Consider the following 14,343-nt stretch of genomic DNA (forward strand, 5'->3'; position numbering starts at 1 on the left):
GAAGGCTGTCCGCAGAAACCTACTCTGACCCTATTGCCGGCCAACCGCGCGTCATCACGGTAGCGTGCGCAACCAAGCTGCCGCCGCCGCAATCGCATATTGATCGTGAGGCACAAGATTCTCGGGCTTTATGCCCTGCAGATACGCCTCACCGGACCGGTCAAGAAACACTGCGGTCGTCAACGCAATAACGCCGCCATCAGGAAGCGCAAACGACTGGTTGGCAGTGGAGAGCCCTGCCGTGGGTTGCCCGAAGAACCCGGTGCCAGGGCGGGCTCTGAATGCAACAGCCACCGCTTCTCCGGAGCTTGCTGTCCTGGGGCCAACAAGCACGGCCACGCGGTTGCGGGAAAGATCGACGCCGCATGCCTTGGAGGGTTGGGAGCGCCACGCCGTTACCACACCATTGCGGTCGCGGATTGCGCCTATATCAGCATCGCCCAACAGTGATCTCAGCCCTTTTATCATCGGCCACATATTGCCCCCCGTATTGTCACGAAGATCGATGATCCAGCCCTTACTAGCAGTCTTCGCCAAGCTTGCAATGTGCTCGCAAAGTTGAGTGCTGAAGATATCACTGGCACGGGAATCGGAGCCACGCAAACCCGGCACCAACAGATAGCCGATGTCCTGCACTGGCCTGGCTTCTACGGCCTGCGTCGCGATTGCACTTGTGCGACGGGTCGAAGCAACCCTGGGCACATGCACGGAGCTATGATGATCTTCGAGAGCACTCAGAACCTTTCGAATCCTGCTGTAAGCCTCCGGTGCTGGAAGGTTCTTCAAGTCTGGGGTCAGAAGTGACTTCTGCTCGGCATCCCAGTCCAGGCGGTTTGCGTTCAGCGCGTTCGCGCGGATGAAAGAAATGGCGGTATCGAGCATGTCATAAGCGGATACGCCGTTCGAGGTCGCACGCTCGTTCTTGAGCGTGAGGTGCTCGACATCTACACGCCCGGCGCTGTCAAGGGACACCCATAGCTTGAGACTGGTCGCCCCAGACGGAATGTAGAGCCGGACCTCTCTCACCTGGGAACCCTCGTTGAAGCGCACCGACTGGTCACTCGTGCTTGCAAAGGCCAGAGCCCCTTCAGCGCCGTCCGCACGGACCCAGAGTGCAGCCTTGCCAGTGCCGCTTTTGACCAGAAGCCTGCCAGCGAAAAGTACCTCTCGTCCTCGAAAGGAGGCTGCGTCGATCGTTGTGATGGCGCCGACGAACCGATTTGCACCCATCGACTCGGCTGACAACGTAACTGCCGCGCCACCAGCTGCCGATATTTCGCCTGAGCCGTTGGCAAGCGACTGCGGGGTGGTGCCACGCCAGGTCGTGCCGGCCAAGGCACCGCCGCTGAAGAGTGCAAGCGAAAGCAAAAAAAACCAGTGGTGCATAGTCAACTTCCCTGTTCGACTTGAAGCGCAATCCTAGTTCAGACGCCTCGCCTTCACCACTTGTCCCGCAAGCAGGTCATGGATACCAGATGTGCAACAAATGATTGGCCGGAACCGCGTTCATCCCGAATGGCCATCCCCCGCCCGCTGCCATCCAGCAGCGGGCAGTCCGACTTCGTTGCAGTTACTCAACCACCAACCTGCGGAGCATTTTGTAGCGCAGCACTATCAGCCTCCAAGCGCTGGATAATCGCAGCCACCACGCCGCGTGTGGATTCCCAGTTCATGCCGGTGATGAGCCGGCCATCAACTTCCACATGCGATGTGCCGCGCGCGCCGTGACTGAACTGGCCTTTGCTTCCACGCAGGCGTTGTTCGATCGAGAACGGGAAGGTCTTGTAATAAGCCGCACTCATATCTTCGTATGCATCGGGGTAGCCGGTGACACGCTTGCCGCTGACCAGTGCGGTGCCGTCGGACAGGATCAGGTTCACCAGCCCTGCACTGCCGTGGCACACCGCCGAGACGATGCCGCCCCGCTGCTCGTAGATGCGCACCGCCAACCATTGCATGCCGGGGTGCTCGGCAACGCCATACATCGCGGCACTGCCGCCGATGTACATCAGCGCGGAATAGTCGCTGGCCGTCACCTCGTCGGGCCGGCGCGTGTTGGCCAGCGCCCACATCATGTCGGCGTCGTAGATGCCGTCTTTGTGTTCGGGGTTGCTGGTGTCGATGTAGGCCAGCGGCACGGCCCCGCCTTCGGGGCTGACGAACTGCACGCCGTAGCCAGCCTCGCGGAAACCGGCATAGGCGCGGACCAGCTCCAGGAAACTGTTGCCGGCGCTCAGGCGGGTGCCGGGCATGGTGTCCACGTTGGACACCGCCAGCACTACCTGGCGGCCATGGGCGGGCGCTGTTTCGCGGGTGGCGGTCTTGCTGATGATCAGCCAGCGCCCTTCCAGCTTCTTCAGCAGGAACAGATCGACGAAGCGCGCCTGATCCCTGCTGATCAGAATCTCCGCCTTGGCGGTGGCGATGTTGCCTTCGACCTCGATGCCGAGCAGGCGACCGACACGGCCATTGAACAGCCCCGGCTCCTTGCCGAACCAGCTGGTGTATTCGGCGATGCCCACCTCGCGCATGCCGTCCGCGCCCTGGCTCAGGTATAGCCGCGCATCAGGATGGAAGGCGCGGCTGAGCCGATCGCGCTGGTTGTACGAACTGCCGTGCAGATAGTCCTGGATGACCGCGGAGATCTCACGCTCATCCGTGACCGGCTCGGCATGCGCAAGCCCACTGAACCACAGCGCCAAGCTGACCATGGCGAACCATCTGACAAGGCGTGCTGGCAACGGTATGACACCGGCAATGGCCGGCTTGGAAGGCATTCCTGACATGAACAAGACTCCGGAGGATGGGTGCCCCGAAGTCTGCAGAATCTCTTTATGAATCAATCTACTGAAGCGCGTTTACGGACTCACCAAACGCGTTTCAAGAGCCAACCAACAAGCGCGACTGGGCCTGCCGCCACGCTGCAGGCGTCGTCCCCTCCACCTTCTTGAAGCTGCTGTAGAAGGTGGACGTGGAAAGGAAGCCGGACGCCTCCGCCACATCGTCCATCGACGCCGACGCCTGTGCGCGCAGCAACTGCTTGGCGGCCTCGATCCTGACCTGCGCCAGGTAGGGCTTGAAGGCGGTCTTGAGGTTGTCGTTGAGCAGCTGCGACAACCGTGCCGTAGGGATGTTGAGACGCTTGGCCAGCTTGGCCAGCGTCAGGCCAGCGTCCTTGTACAGGCCCTCGTCGGCCATCAGCGCATGCAGGGCGCGCAAGGTCGCCTCAGCTTCGCTCGGCGCGATCTTGCGGTCCCGGTAAGGCTCGGCGACCGGAGCGGGCTTACGCCGGGCAAGCGCAACACTGATGCTCAGGTACAGCACCAGCGAGAACGACAGCGCGCCGACGATGTACGACGTCAAGCCGGAGGTGGCATAGGCCAACCAGATCACGCCCACGCCCACGATCACCGAGAGCACATGGCTGCGGCTCAGCGCACCGGGTGCCGTATCGGCGTGACCTTGCTTGCCGCCCCGTAGGAACAGCACCGTTGACACCAGCAGACAGGCCAGCCAAATCACTTGGATGGAGGCCCACACCGGCCCAGCCCACAGGCTGACGTTCTCGGTATAGGGCCAAGCGACACCAAAGGCAGTCGCCAGCACCAGCAGGCCCAAGGCGATAGCCGCATCGTTCCGGGTCCGCCGGCTATCGGGGTCAAGCCAGGCACGCACGAAACCGATCAGGCAGATGCCGATGAAGAAGCAGGCGGTCAGGCCGACCTGCAGAACCAGCTTGGAGATGTCGTGCCAGAAGAAGACCAGCACGGACTTGCCGGTGCGCAGGCTCAGCATCAGCACCAAGGCCGCCAGCCAACGCTGGGCCGGCCTGACGGGTTTTCGGCATAGCAGGTAGACCGACAACGCCGCACCGTTGAAGACGCCCAGGCCGGCGAAGAAGAACAGCAGGTAGGAGGTCAGCATGTATGCGTGGGTGCCGGATGAGAAGCGGAGGGGTCTGATTGGATTCAGCACCCGGAAGTATGTCTGCTTCGGGTTGTGGCGTCATGGGGGCTTGGCAGAAATTAAACCCGGCCTTGAGAGCACCGACGTCATTCGTCGTCCCATCCGGAAGGAACGAAATCTCTAGCACACGCCGACAAAGCGCTGTGTAGAGACGAAGTACGTCGGGAAACCGGTCAACTAAGAGCCCGGCTAATCAGTTGAACTCAAGATCCCGTATAGCGTTCGACACCAGATTCTTAAGCAAAACATCAAAGCCCATCTTCGCACCAGCCTATTGATCAGTCCTTGCTTTCAAGCAACTCAACTATGGTCGCTGTTCTCTCTTGTTGTCAAAATATGTCTACTGCAGCACTTGCCGCACTTGCTGCAGATCGTCTTTCGCGAACAACGACCGCTGCAACAAAGCGAAATTGACACTTTTATTCCCTTTTCCCCGAATCAACCGGTCCTTTTCTTTGGCCCTCGCTCAAACTGAGAACTATGAAAAAACCTGCGACCAACGCCTAGTTGCCACTTGTCGTGACCAACGTCACTATTAAGCCTAAGGCGACGGAGGAATTTCTACCTCACCGCGAAGCACAGAGGATGTGACCGATGGCAAAGAAGGATGAGGCTGTTGTTCCTATGACATTGGAAGCGTGGCTGGACTCCCGGCCCAGTTGGTTAAGAATGGCTGCAGATGGCATGGTAAAAAGTCGGCGCATGCCAACCGACGAGGAGATCAAAGCCCTCGCCGACCATTGTTTGCACGAAGCAGGCAAAACCTTGGGAACAAAGCACCCAGCACTCGCTCCAGGTGTGATTCTTGGAACACCAAGCGCTGATGCATTGCGTATCGATTCGTTGTCCACCATCCAGGGGGTAAACGCCATTGGCACCAACGCCGTCTTGGATCTATCCCAAGGGCAGATGACAGTGGTTTACGGAACCAATGGTTCCGGCAAGTCTGGCTATGCCCGCCTGATGAAACACATTTGCGGCGCTCGAGCAAAAGGGACTATCCACGGTAACGTGTTCGATAGTGCCCCTAAAGCTACGTCCGCGCTGGTGAAAGCTTCTACGTTCAGCTCGATCGACGGAACATCTACAACCAACGACGTCCAGTGGGAAGCGACCTCCGGCCCCCACCCAAAGTTCAACGCCGTGCCAGTATTCGACTCAGCCACTGCAGGAGAACTTGGGGACACCCCCAGCACAGCAACCCACTTGCCACGCGCTATGCGATTTGTCGGCGCGCTTATCAGCATCTCGGATCGAGTCGAGAAACGTTTGGAGGGTCGTGCAGCCCAACTCATCTCCAAGCTCCCAGTAGTTCCTGCAGAGCACGCACAAGCCACAGCAGCGACCTTTCTCAAAAAATTGAAACCCACCCTCGACGAAGAGGCGATCGGCAAAGCTTGCGCCTTTCCAGAGGCCCTGCTTCAGGAACGGCTAGCCCTAGAAACCGCGCTAGCCCAGACCAATCCAGCAGTCGCCCATGCAAAAGCGATCGCCGATCTTGATCGGCTGACCAAACTAGCGGAGAACATGTCCGAACTGGCGGATGGCCTGGACGATGAGAAGGCCGAGGTTCTCGTCACCGCACGCAAAACCGCGACCGAGAAACGGCAGGCTGCCACGGCATACTCGACATCTTTTATCAACGGCATGCCACTAAAGGGCGTCGGGGAAGCAGTGTGGGAAACGCTTTGGGAAGCCGCTAAGGCCTACTCAATAAACTCTGCTTACCCCGATCATGCCCACCCAAATGTAGGAGACGGAGCACGCTGTGTGCTTTGTCAACAACCACTAGAATCGGAAGGAAAACAACGCCTCACAAGCTTTGAGCAGCATCTCAACGCAACCTTGCAGACCGAAGCCAAAGCCGCTGAGGAAACTCTCATCACATTGACGAGTGCGCTCCCAAAGAAGATGAGCGCCCCTGCCTGGCAGTCGCAGTGTGCTGCCGTGGGGCTCGACAGCGTGCAAACCGGATCACTTGCACAAGAGATCGACGCCAGACTAAAGGCCATGAGCAGCGCCATTGATCTAGCGGACATTCCTAAGGCGGCATGGTCCCTTTGGACGGATGCCCATGAACGTACCATGATCGAGACCACGGCCCAGCGCGAAGCATTGGCCGTCCTTTTGGATCCAGCCGGGCGTGCCAAGAAGGAGGCGCGTTTACACGAACTCAAGGCTCAGGAATGGATTTCAGGCCAGATTGATGCAGTGAGAGTGGAAGTGGAGCGCCTCAAGAAGGTGGCAATCATTCAAGCCGCTATCCAGTTGACGGCAACCAGAGCGCTCACCATAAAAAGCAATGAGATCGGCGAAGGTGAGTTGGCCAAGGGTTATTGCGATCGATTCAACGAAGAGCTTCTGGCGCTCGGCGGCAGCAATCTTCCAGTGCGAATGAACCATAAGGCCTCAGGCAAAGGAATTTACAGCTTCTATATCGAGTTGAAGGACGCCACCTCCCCAGCGAAGAACAGGGATATCCTGAGCGAAGGCGAGCAGCGGATCGTGGCACTAGCTGCATTTTTGGCCGACGCGACTGGTGTGGACCGAGGACTTCCAGTCATCTTTGACGACCCAATTTCCTCACTAGACCAGCGCTACGAAGAAGCGGTGGCAAAACGTCTAGTGGACTTGGCTGAACATAGACAGGTAATCGTCTTCACACACCGATTGTCGTTGATGGTCTTGCTTCGAAGCGCAGCGAAGCATAGAACTGATCTCGAGTTGACAGCAGTAGAGGTCAGCGTGGTGTCCATCGGGCGTGACGGCACCAATACGGGCATGCCTGTTTCCATCGACGCGTTTTCACTCAAGCCAAAGTCCGGGTTCAACCAAATGGTCAGCAGTATCGGGGCCATTAAAAAACTCGACGCTTCGCTAAGGGCTATCGCGCTTAAGGCCGCCTGTAGCAATTTCCGAATTCTTGTAGAAAGGTCAGTCGAGGATGAACTGTGCTCCGGCATAATCAACCGCTATCGTCGAGAAATAAAAACCCTCAACGTATTGAAACGCTTGAACGCCGTAACGCCGAATGACTGCGCATTGATCAATGAAATGATGACCAAATACTCGGCGTTCGAACACTCTCAGCCAACGGAAAGCCCTACATGGCTACCGGAGCCAGATGAACTACTGATGGATATTCAATCCATGCTGAACTGGATCAAAGACTTTGATGAACGCGCCAAGAAAGCAGCTACTGCCACCTGATTGATGACGTCCTCGACAGCGCCAACGACGTTTCACGAGCGTATCGATAAATCTAGAAACGTCGCCTTAGTGAAAGCACTCCGTTTGTCGTCAGGAAGGATAAATGACCTAGCTCGAACGTGCTATTGAGCTCACGCAACCATTGCCTCGATCTTTGATCACCTTCCACTCTTTCGCATAATCGCGACCACGCGGTCGCCGCTACCACGAAGATATAAAAGACCAATAAAGAATAGTCCTCAAGCCAACTCAACTTTTCCGCTTCGCCCTAGGATGCGCAGCATCATAAACCTTGGCCAGATGCTGGAAATCCAGATGCGTATAGATCTGCGTGGTTGCGATATCCGCATGCCCCAGCAGTTCCTGCACGCCGCGCAGGTCGCCTGAGGATTCCAGAATATGGCTGGCGAAACTGTGCCGCAGCATATGCGGGTGCACGTTTTTGAACAGCCCTTGGCGTTGCGCCAGTTGCTTGATGCGGATCTGCACGGCGCGTTGGCCGATGGGTCCGCCGCTGCGGCCCGGGAATACCGGTTTCTCGCCGGTGCCACCGCTTTCCTTGCGCCATTCCTGCAATGCATTCATTGCATGCGAGCCGACCGGTACGGTGCGTTCGCGGTTGCCTTTGCCGTGCACCAGCACGATGCCGCTGGCGGTATCGAGGTCGCGCCAGCGCATGGCGCAGAGTTCACTCAGGCGCAGGCCTGAGGAATAGAACAGCTCCAACAGCGCGCGGTCGCGCAGGCCTAGCGGTGCATCGGTGGGCAGCTCGACCAGTTGCACGGCTTCGTCGGCGTCCAGCACCTGCGGCAGTTTGCGCGGCGCCTTGGGCGCACGCAGGCCGGCGGCGGGGCTGGTGTCGATGGCGTTGTTCTTCAGCAACCAGGCGTAGAAGCTGCGGCAGGCCGACAGGCGGCGTTGCAGGCTTTTGGCCGACAGGCCGCGGCGATGCTCGCTGGCGATGAACTCACGCAACTGGTCGCCTTGCAGCGCTTGCGGATCGGCGACTTCGTGCGCATCGCACCATTGGCTGAGCGCGGCGAGGTCTCGCTGGTAGGCGTCCAGCGTATGCGCCGACATGCGGCGCTCGACCTGCAGATAGGACAGGAATGCCTGGACGGCACTCATCGCCGCATCACTCCATTCAAGCGCTGTGGAAGCGCTGCAAACCCGTCACCAGCGACTCGCCCATCATGCGCAGGAACAGCGTGCCCATGCCGGGATAGAAGCGGTTGGGGTCGTAGCTGCCCACGGCGATCAGGCCGACGTCGGGCAACGGCAGCAGCGCAGTGGATGAGACTTCGTTGACGCGCTCGCCGTACAGCACCACGTTCTTCTCCTGCTGCAGGCGGCCGCAGATGGGCTCGCCGTCCTGCAGGCAGTCGTGGAACGCGGCCAGCCGTTGGTCGTCCTTGGCGATGATCTGCAGCCACGGCGCTTCTGCCAGTTCCGGCACGTCATCAAAGCAGACGATGCGCACCAGGTCGCCGGCGAAATCTTCTTCCAGCGAGGCGGCCATAGCTCGCAGGGTGTCGGCGGCGCTGTTCTGGCGCATCAGCGCCAGGGTCAGCTGGTGGGTGCGCACGGCCAGGCGTTCGTTGATCTGCGCATTGGCGCCGAGGTCGGCCAGGCGCCGCGACAGCTCGCGGTTCTTGTCGCGCAGCACTTCCAGCTGGTAGCTGGCCAGCGAGGCGGTGGGGCCGTCGTCGCGCGGCACCACCATGGTCAGCGCCAGATCGGGGAACTGCTTGAGGAAGCTCGGATGACGCCGCAGCCAGGCTGCGACTTCATGGGCACCGATTTTCTCGACTGTGTCGTTCATCCCATCCACTCTCCGTCGAATACGAATGCTGCCGGGCCGGACATCACGATCTCGGCATCATCTGCCGGCCATTGGATACGCAGGTCGCCACCGGGCAGGGAAATCAGTGCATCGCGCTGCAGGCGGCCACGCTGCATCAGCACGACCGCGGCCGCGCAGGCACCGCTACCGCAGGCCAGGGTTTCACCGACACCGCGCTCGTACACGCGCAGGCGGGCGTGGCCGGCATCCATCACCTGGGCGAAACCGACATTCACCGATTCCGGGAAGAACGGGTTCTGCTGCAGCAAGGGCCCTACCCGCTCCACCGGAGCGGCGTCGACCGAGCCGACTTCCAGCACGGCATGCGGGTTGCCCATCGACACGGCGCCGAAGCGCACGTTCTCGCCCTGCAGCGAGGTCATGTATTCCTCACGCGCGCGTGGGAAGCCAAGCAACGGAATCTGCGCCGGCTCGAACTCGGGCTTGCCCATGGCCACGGCGAATTCGCCATTGGCCAGGCGCTGCACGGCGTGCGTACGGGTGGGGCTGTCGATGATGAAATCATCGCCCTGCACTGCGCCGTCGCGCACCAGCCAGGCGGCCACGCAGCGCGCGCCGTTGCCGCATTGCTGCGAGGTGGAGCCGTCTGAATTCCAGATGCGGTAGGACGCCACCGCGCCTTCGCTGCGCGGCGGCTCGATGGTCAGGATCTGGTCACAGCCCACGCCGCGATGGCGGTCGGCCAGCAGTGCGGCCTGGGCCGCATCCGGTGGCGCGCTGCCATCACGCAGGTCCAACACCACGAAATCATTGCCGGCGCCGTGCATCTTGCTGAAGTGCAGGCGCCCTGTTGCCGACTTACTCATTGACGCCATCACCACCGGTTGCATCGTCCAGGGCTTCGTCGGCCTTCTTGTCGGCAGCCGGGTCCTTCTTGTCGGTGGCCGGATCGGCAGCGGGCTGCTCGTCCGGGGTAACTTCCTGTTCCTCGATCGGCACCGGCTTCTGCGGCATCACCAAGGGGCCCTTGTTGCCGCAGGCACTGAGGCCCAGCAGCACGAAGGCCGCCGGGATGAGAATCAGGAAACGGGACGTCTTGTTCATGCCCCGGAGTATAGCCACTGGACCACCAAGTCCGAACCGCGCGCGTGCGCCGTTCAGCGTTCGCCCGGCGGCAGGGGCCGCAGCCACAGCCACAGGCAGACGCAGGCCATGATGCTGATGGAGGTCCATTTCACCCAGGCCAGCGGCACGCACCACAGGGTGATCAGGGCGCAGGCCAGCATGGTCAGGCTGGCCATCCACTTGCCCTTGCGGCTTACCGCGCCGTGCGCCTGCCAGTCGCGGATGGCCGGGCCGAAGCGCGGGTGGTCCAGCAGCCAGCGGTGCAGCCGCTCGGAGCCATGCGAGGCCGCCCAGGCCGAAATCAGCACGAACACGGTGGTGGGCAGGCCGGGCACGAAAATACCGACGATGCCCACCCCCAGGCTCACATAGGCCAGCAGCCACCACGCCCAGCGCAGGCGCGGCGGGCGTGGTTGGCGGGGCGGTGGCGTCTCAGGCATGACCACAACCCTGCTGCATCAATCGGCCAGGCCCAGCTGCCACAGCACGAAGGCGAAGGACTCGGCCTGTTCCTTGTAACGCTGGAAGCGACCGGACTTGCCGCCGTGGCCGGCTTCCATGTTGGTGCGGAACACGATGGGCGCGGTGCCCGTATTGACGTCACGCAGCTTGGCTACCCACTTTGCCGGTTCCCAGTACTGCACCTGCGAATCCCACAGGCCGGTACCTACGAACAACGACGGGTAAGCCTGAGCGGTGACGTTGTCGTACGGCGAGTACTTGAGCATGTAGTCGTAGTAAGGCTTCTGCTCCGGGTTACCCCACTCGTCGTACTCGTTGGTGGTCAGCGGAATGCTGGCATCGAGCATGGTGGTGACCACGTCGACGAACGGCACCTGCGCCACCATCACCCGGTAGTCGCCCGGCGCCTGGTTGGCCACGGCGCCCATCAGCAGGCCGCCGGCGCTGCCACCCGAGGCCGCAACGCGGTCCTTGGCGGCATAGCCCTGTGCCACCAGCGCGCGGGTCACGTCGACGAAGTCGTTGAAGGTGTTCTGTTTGTGCAGCAGCTTGCCGTTGTCATACCAGCTGCGGCCCATCTCCTCGCCACCGCGGATATGCGCGATGGCGTAGACCACGCCCCGGTCCAGCAGGCTCACCACGCTCTGGTTGAAGCCCGGGTCCATCGACATGCCGTAGCTGCCATAGGCGTACTGGTACAGGGCGGCGGTGCCGTCCTTCTTGAAGCCCTTCTTGTAGACCAGCGACACCGGAATACGGGCGCCGTCACGGGCGGTGACCCAGACGCGCTCGGTTTCATACTTGCTCGGGTCGTAACCGATCACCGGCTGCTGCTTGAGCAGGCGGCGCTCACCGGTCTTGACGTTGAGTTCGTAGGTGGTGGCCGGCGTGGTCAGCGAGGTGTAGGTGTAACGCAGCCATTCGGTTTCGGGTTCGGCATTGACCGACAAGCCCATCGAGTAGGCCGGCTCATCGGCCTTGACGAACTCGCTGCGGCCGTCCGCAAACAGCAGGCGCACGCGCTCCAGCGCTTCGGCGCGCTCGGCGATGGCGGTATAGCCGTCGAACAGCTCAAAGCCTTCAATCAGCACCTGCGGATCGTGCTTCACCCAGTCCTGCCACTGCTTGCGGCTGGTGGCGCCTTCCGGGGCGGTAACCAGCTTGAAGTTGGTGGCGCCATCGGCATTGGTGCGGATCACCCACTGGCCGTTGTAGTGGTCGGCGTCGTATTCCACGTCGCGCTCGCGCTTTGCCAGCACGGTGAACTCGCCCGGGTTGGCGGCCGAGGTGTAACGCAGCTCGGAGGACACAGTGCTGTCCACGCCGATGGTGATGAAACGGTCGTCGCGGGTGCGGCCGATGCCCATGTAGAAGCTGTCGTCCTTCTCCTCGTAGACCAGCACATCGGCGCTGACCGGGGTGCCCAGCACGTGCTTCTTGACGCGGACGGTGAGCAGGGTTTCCGGATCGTTTTCGACGTAAAACAGCGTGCGGTTGTCATCGGCCCAGACCACATTGGCCGACACGCCTTCGATCACGTCGTCCAGCATCTTGCCGGTGCCCAGGTCCTTGATGCGGATGGTGTACTGGCGGCGGCCAACGGCGTCTTCGGCGAAGGCCAGCAACTGGTTGTCGCGGCTGATGTCCATGTCGTCGATGCCAAAGTAACCCTTGCCTTCGGCCAGCACGTTCAGATCCAGCAGCACTTCTTCCGGTGCCTGCATATCGCCCTTGCGGCGGGCGTGGATGGGGTAGTCCTTGCCGGTTTCGTAGCGGGTGTAATACCAGTAGCCGCGCTCACGGTACGGCACGCTGGCATCGTCCTGCTTGATGCGGCCGACGATCTCGGCGTAGAGCTTGTCCTGCAGCGGCTTGAGCGGCGCCATCAGCGCATCGGTATAGGCGTTTTCGGCGTTGAGGTAGGCCAGCATCGCCGGCTCCTTGCGCGCGTCGTCACGCAGCCAGTAATAGTCGTCCTCGCGCTGTGCACCGAACGGTGCGGTCACCGTGTGCGGGCGCTTTTCAACATCCGGCGGGGTGGGCTGGGAAGCGGCGGCGGTATTGATCATCAGGCTTGCAACCAACAGGCAAAGAAAGGGTTTCATCAGGTTCGCTCCGGAACAGCGGTGGTGCATCCAGTGCAACAGCGCACAGTGTGCCATGCCCGGCGCTTGCGCCGTTGCCATCAACGCCGCCTATCATGCAGGCATGAACACGCCCCACGCCCCGCAAGCCCCCTATAGCCGCCGCAGTCAGGAGATCGCGCCCTTCCACGTCATGTCGTTGCTGGCCCGTGCCAACGCACTGGAGCAGCAGGGCCACGACGTGATCCACCTGGAGATCGGCGAACCCGATTTCACCACCGCCGAACCCATCATCCGTGCCGGCCAGGCTGCGCTGGCCGCCGGGCACACCCGCTATACCGCCGCACGCGGCCTGCCCGCCCTGCGCCAGGCCATCGCCGGCTTCTACGGCCAGCGCTACGGTCTGGATATCGACCCGGAACGCATCCTGGTAACCCCCGGCGGCTCCGGCGCCCTGCTGCTGGCCTCCAGCCTGCTGGTCGACCCGGGCAAGCACTGGCTGCTGGCCGACCCCGGCTACCCCTGCAACCGGCATTTCCTGCGCTTGGTGGAAGGCGCGGCACAGCTGGTGCCGGTGGGGCCGGACAGTGGCTACCAGCTGACCCCGGAATCGATTGCGGCCAACTGGAATTCGGCCAGTGTGGGGGCGCTGGTGGCGTCGCCTGCCAACCCGACTGGTACCACGCTGGATGCCGGGCAGTTGGCTGGCTTGTCGACGGCGTTGAAGGAACACGGTGGGCACCTGGTGGTGGATGAGATCTACCACGGGCTGACCTATGGCTTTGATGCACCCAGCGTGCTGGAAGTGGATGACGAAGCGTTCGTGTTGAACAGCTTCTCCAAATACTTCGGCATGACAGGTTGGCGCCTTGGCTGGCTGGTGGCGCCGCCGCGTGCGGTGCCCGAGTTGGAGAAGCTTGCGCAGAACCTGTACATCAGCGCGCCGTCGATGGCGCAGCATGCTGCCTTGGCGTGTTTCGAGCCCGAAACGATTGCCATCTTCGAGCAGCGGCGGGAGCAGTTCCAGCAGCGGCGGGATTATCTGTTGCCGGCGTTGCGTGCGCTTGGGTTCCGGATTGATGTGGAGCCGCAGGGTGCGTTCTATCTGTACTGCGATGTGAGTGCGTTCACCGATGACGCGCAGGCGTTCTGTGCGCACTTTCTGGAGACCGAGCATGTGGCGTTTACGCCGGGCTTGGATTTTGGGAACTACCGCGCCAACCAGCATGTACGGATTGCCTATACGCAGGATGTTGGGCGTTTGCAGGAGGCGGTGGCGCGGATTGGGCGGGGTTGGAGAGCTGGCTGGCTGGGAAAGTTGGCTGAGAGCTGAGAGCTGAAAGCTGAAAGCTAAAGGCACCCCTCCCCAGCCCTCCCCTTCGCCTGCGGCGAAAGGGAGGGAGCAGAAGCAACGCCTCAAGCGGCAATGAGGGGGGCTTTGGCTTTGGCTTTGGCTTTGGCTTTGGCTTTGGCTTTGGCTTTGTCTTTGGCTTTGGCTTCGGCTTCGGCTTCGGCTTTGGCTTCGGCCTCGGTTTTGATCTTGGCTTGGGTTGTTCCTTCTCCCGCTTGCGGGGGAAGGTGCCCGGAGGGCGGATGGGGGGGCGCTTTTGAGCTTTTGAAATTCCTACCGCAATTCACTAACTAGACTCCGCCCTGCCCTCACCCCAACCCCTCTCCCGCAGGCGGGAGAGG

Annotated in this window: 12 protein-coding genes; 2 read left to right on the forward strand and 10 right to left on the reverse strand. The window is 61.2% G+C overall.

Going from position 1 to position 14,343, the window contains the following annotated elements; genetic code table 11:
* Positions 1 to 54: 54 nt before the first annotated feature.
* The 3 genes from ACVOKO_RS02390 to ACVOKO_RS02400 all read right to left on the reverse strand — a co-directional run bounded on the left by ACVOKO_RS02390 (position 55) and on the right by ACVOKO_RS02400 (position 3,924).
* The gene (locus ACVOKO_RS02390; RefSeq protein ID WP_346497001.1) at positions 55 to 1,386 is read right to left on the reverse strand and encodes a S41 family peptidase; all 1,332 of its coding nucleotides are present in this window, start codon (positions 1,384 to 1,386) and stop codon (positions 55 to 57) included.
* Between the two features lie 188 nt (positions 1,387 to 1,574).
* Positions 1,575 to 2,786 carry a nuclear transport factor 2 family protein gene (locus tag ACVOKO_RS02395; RefSeq protein WP_346496905.1) on the reverse strand — a complete coding sequence of 404 codons (1,212 nt, stop codon included), beginning with the start codon at positions 2,784 to 2,786 and terminating at the stop codon, positions 1,575 to 1,577.
* Positions 2,787 to 2,880: 94 nt separating this feature from the next.
* Entirely contained in the window at positions 2,881 to 3,924 is a 1,044-nt protein-coding gene (locus ACVOKO_RS02400; protein WP_346496907.1) for a helix-turn-helix domain-containing protein, read from the reverse strand.
* Positions 3,925 to 4,560: 636 nt separating this feature from the next.
* Here ACVOKO_RS02400 and ACVOKO_RS02405 point away from each other — a divergent pair.
* Complete coding sequence (locus ACVOKO_RS02405; RefSeq protein ID WP_346496909.1) at positions 4,561 to 7,176, forward strand: AAA family ATPase; 2,616 nt, start codon at positions 4,561 to 4,563, stop codon at positions 7,174 to 7,176.
* 249 nt (positions 7,177 to 7,425) lie between these two features.
* On the opposite strand, the gene xerC is transcribed toward ACVOKO_RS02405, so the two are convergent.
* From xerC to ACVOKO_RS02435, 6 genes are read right to left on the reverse strand one after another with little or no spacing between them, the layout of a single operon-like run.
* Positions 7,426 to 8,304, reverse strand: a complete 879-nt coding sequence (gene xerC / locus ACVOKO_RS02410) for a tyrosine recombinase XerC (RefSeq protein ID WP_346496911.1) — start codon at positions 8,302 to 8,304, stop codon at positions 7,426 to 7,428.
* Positions 8,305 to 8,320: 16 nt separating this feature from the next.
* Positions 8,321 to 8,998: a DUF484 family protein gene (locus ACVOKO_RS02415; RefSeq protein WP_346496913.1), complete on the reverse strand. Its 678-nt coding sequence runs from the start codon at positions 8,996 to 8,998 to the stop codon at positions 8,321 to 8,323.
* On the reverse strand, positions 8,995 to 9,846 hold the full coding sequence (gene dapF, locus ACVOKO_RS02420; RefSeq protein ID WP_346496915.1) for a diaminopimelate epimerase: 852 nt from the start codon (positions 9,844 to 9,846) through the stop codon (positions 8,995 to 8,997). Before dapF ends, ACVOKO_RS02415 begins: the two co-directional genes overlap by 4 nt.
* Positions 9,839 to 10,084 (reverse strand): LPS translocon maturation chaperone LptM, encoded by a 246-nt coding sequence (lptM, locus tag ACVOKO_RS02425; protein WP_346496917.1) that lies wholly within the window; start codon positions 10,082 to 10,084, stop codon positions 9,839 to 9,841. The genes dapF and lptM overlap by 8 nt, the downstream gene beginning before the upstream one ends.
* Before the next feature lie 53 nt (positions 10,085 to 10,137).
* Positions 10,138 to 10,545, reverse strand: a complete 408-nt coding sequence (locus ACVOKO_RS02430) for a YbaN family protein (protein ID WP_346496919.1) — start codon at positions 10,543 to 10,545, stop codon at positions 10,138 to 10,140.
* An 18-nt stretch (positions 10,546 to 10,563) separates the two neighbouring features.
* Entirely contained in the window at positions 10,564 to 12,672 is a 2,109-nt protein-coding gene (locus ACVOKO_RS02435) for a S9 family peptidase (RefSeq protein ID WP_346496920.1), read from the reverse strand.
* 103 nt (positions 12,673 to 12,775) lie between these two features.
* Here ACVOKO_RS02435 and ACVOKO_RS02440 point away from each other — a divergent pair, with 103 nt between their 5' ends.
* The gene (locus ACVOKO_RS02440; RefSeq protein ID WP_346496921.1) at positions 12,776 to 13,984 is read left to right on the forward strand and encodes a pyridoxal phosphate-dependent aminotransferase; all 1,209 of its coding nucleotides are present in this window, start codon (positions 12,776 to 12,778) and stop codon (positions 13,982 to 13,984) included.
* A gap of 83 nt (positions 13,985 to 14,067) precedes the next feature.
* Here the strand turns inward: ACVOKO_RS02440 and ACVOKO_RS02445 are convergent, their stop codons facing one another.
* Positions 14,068 to 14,289, reverse strand: coding sequence for a hypothetical protein (locus ACVOKO_RS02445; RefSeq protein ID WP_346496923.1), 222 nt, complete (start codon positions 14,287 to 14,289; stop codon positions 14,068 to 14,070).
* Between the last annotated feature and the right edge of the window lie 54 nt (positions 14,290 to 14,343).

Source organism: Stenotrophomonas sp. STEN240 (assembly GCF_056756175.1).

Bases quoted from the DNA above. Each gene is read 5' to 3' on its own strand.
- ACVOKO_RS02390 (WP_346497001.1), bottom strand. From the start codon at position 1,386: ATGCACCACTGGTTTTTTTTGCTTTCGCTTGCACTCTTCAGCGGCGGT.
- ACVOKO_RS02430 (WP_346496919.1), bottom strand. From the start codon at position 10,545: ATGCCTGAGACGCCACCGCCCCGCCAACCACGCCCGCCGCGCCTGCGC.
- ACVOKO_RS02415 (WP_346496913.1), bottom strand. From the start codon at position 8,998: ATGAACGACACAGTCGAGAAAATCGGTGCCCATGAAGTCGCAGCCTGG.
- lptM (WP_346496917.1), bottom strand. From the start codon at position 10,084: ATGAACAAGACGTCCCGTTTCCTGATTCTCATCCCGGCGGCCTTCGTG.
- ACVOKO_RS02440 (WP_346496921.1), top strand. From the start codon at position 12,776: ATGAACACGCCCCACGCCCCGCAAGCCCCCTATAGCCGCCGCAGTCAG.
- dapF (WP_346496915.1), bottom strand. From the start codon at position 9,846: ATGAGTAAGTCGGCAACAGGGCGCCTGCACTTCAGCAAGATGCACGGC.
- ACVOKO_RS02395 (WP_346496905.1), bottom strand. From the start codon at position 2,786: ATGTCAGGAATGCCTTCCAAGCCGGCCATTGCCGGTGTCATACCGTTG.
- ACVOKO_RS02400 (WP_346496907.1), bottom strand. From the start codon at position 3,924: ATGCTGACCTCCTACCTGCTGTTCTTCTTCGCCGGCCTGGGCGTCTTC.
- ACVOKO_RS02405 (WP_346496909.1), top strand. From the start codon at position 4,561: ATGGCAAAGAAGGATGAGGCTGTTGTTCCTATGACATTGGAAGCGTGG.
- xerC (WP_346496911.1), bottom strand. From the start codon at position 8,304: ATGAGTGCCGTCCAGGCATTCCTGTCCTATCTGCAGGTCGAGCGCCGC.
- ACVOKO_RS02435 (WP_346496920.1), bottom strand. From the start codon at position 12,672: ATGAAACCCTTTCTTTGCCTGTTGGTTGCAAGCCTGATGATCAATACC.